The organism is Acetivibrio sp. (assembly GCF_035371925.1).
GTDB lineage: Bacteria > Bacillota > Clostridia > Acetivibrionales > Acetivibrionaceae > Hungateiclostridium.
Map to the genome: position 1 here is coordinate 1 of NZ_DAORXT010000181.1, position 1,660 is coordinate 1,660.

At 36.1% G+C, this 1,660-nt stretch carries 2 protein-coding genes; both read left to right on the plus strand.

Annotated features, from left to right (window positions below):
* Nucleotides 1-420 precede the first annotated feature (420 nt).
* Nucleotides 421-762, plus strand: a complete 342-nt coding sequence (locus PLH43_RS13640) for a hypothetical protein (protein ID WP_013412880.1) — start codon at nt 421-423, stop codon at nt 760-762.
* A 23-nt stretch (nt 763-785) separates the two neighbouring features.
* A partial coding sequence (locus PLH43_RS13645; protein WP_324364032.1) for a class I SAM-dependent DNA methyltransferase occupies nt 786-1,660 on the plus strand: 875 nt, incomplete at its 3' end.

The following is a 1,660-nucleotide window of genomic DNA, read 5'->3' on the forward strand; positions in this document are numbered from 1 at the left end:
CCGAAGCTATACACAGTTCTGTTCACTTAGATTTTACATTGGCCAGGGTGTATTGGCCCGTATTAAAAGACTGAAGAGGTTGAAGAGCCAATTGAGAAAAACGAGAGCAGAAATAATAAATACGATTTTAGAAACGGTGCAAGCATGGAGGTTATTTATTGTTTAGCAGTAAAAAACATTATTATTATAAAGAAAAACTTAGTATACTTGGGATAAAGCCAAATAATTCGTTGAGGTTAGTCTAAAAATGTAATTTTAAAGATTTTTGCAATATCGCAATAAATATAGTTTTGGGAATTAAGCATTTTGTAGGCTCTAAAATGGTTTTACTGCTCACGAAGTTTAAAGAAAAATCTAAAAAAACTTGATGAATTTTATTATACATTGTGCTATAATTAAAGAGAGGGAGGGATTTGTTTCGTGAGAAAGCCTCATCAAATATGGGCTTTAGTGAGTCCAGCAATGCATAAGAAACTAAAGGAATATGCAGTTGAAAACCAAATAGCTTCTACCCGTGCCAAGATGATTATGTATATACTTTATAATTTCCATCCCGACCAGCTATTGGAAGACTATACTTTTCAATCGAGGGTAGGAAAAATGGTTAATATAAAAGTTTCCGATGTAGAGCTTGAGTATATCAAAAACCTTGCACAACGCTACAATGTAACTATTAGTCGCTTGCTGAGAAATATGGTTTATACTTATTTCCGTGTTATGGAGAAGAAAGAACAAAAAACTAATTTTATTAAAACAAAATAACATTTAGGGGAGTGAAAAAGGAAATGGGTCAGAATAACGATGGAGTGTTAAACTTTGCTTCAACCCTTTGGGCAGCAGCCGATAGATTGCGAAATAATATGGAACCGTCGGAATATAAACATATTGTCCTTGGACTTATATTTTTAAAATATATTTCCGATGCATTTAAATTTCGACAAGAGGAGTTGGAGTATTTAATAAAAGATCCTAAAAACGAAGAATATTATTGCGGCTCTGAAGAAGAAGCGCAACTTATTTTGGAAGACAAAGATGAATACATGGCTGCTAATGTATTCTATGTTCCTCCTGAGGCAAGATATGAGTATATTATGGCAAATGCTCGGCGAAGCGATATAGGAAAACTTATTGATGACGCTATGGATTTGATTGAGAAAGAGAATCCAAAGCAGCTACGAGGTGTTCTTCCAAAGGTATACACCAAAGCGCCTTTAGATCCGCACACTCTTGGTGAAATTGTCAATTTAATTGGTAGCATTAATTTTGGTAAAAATGAGGAATTGGATGTTTTAGGGAGAGTTTATGAGTATTTTCTTTCCGAATTTGCCAGAAAAGAGGGCAAGAGAGGTGGCGAGTTCTTCACACCCTCAAGTGTTGTCAAACTTCTTGTTGAAATGATTCAGCCTCTTCATGGCAGGGTTTTTGACCCATGCTGCGGTTCTGGAGGCATGTTTGTCCAGAGCATACGCTTTGTAGAGGCTCATGCAGGCAAGAAAGGAGATATTTCAATCTATGGACAGGAGTCCAATCCAACCACTTATAGGCTGTGTAAAATGAATCTTGCAATAAGGGGCATTGAGGCGGATATAAGGCTGGGGAATTCCTTCACAGATGACCAATTTAAGGATTTGAGAGCAGATTATATATTAGCAAATCCGCC